The 260-nt window shown below is 55.8% G+C and carries 1 pseudogene; it reads left to right on the forward strand.

Annotated features, from left to right (window positions below):
• Positions 1–260, forward strand: a pseudogene (locus BAQ44_RS17035) (Gly-Xaa-Xaa repeat protein); the annotation flags it as partial.

Raw genomic sequence — 260 nt, forward strand, 5'->3', positions numbered from 1 at the left:
GGTGCCACTGGACCTCAAGGTAACACTGGCGCTACTGGTGCCACTGGACCTCAAGGTGCTCAAGGTAACACGGGTGCTACTGGACCTCAAGGTGTTCAAGGTAACACTGGCGCTACTGGACCTCAGGGTGTTCAAGGTAACACGGGTGCTACTGGACCTCAAGGTGTTCAAGGTAACACAGGTGCTACTGGTGCCACTGGACCTCAGGGCGCTCAAGGTAACACGGGTGCTACTGGACCTCAAGGTGTTCAAGGTAACAC

Source organism: Bacillus mobilis (genome assembly GCF_001884045.1).
GTDB classification, from domain to species: domain Bacteria; phylum Bacillota; class Bacilli; order Bacillales; family Bacillaceae_G; genus Bacillus_A; species Bacillus_A mobilis.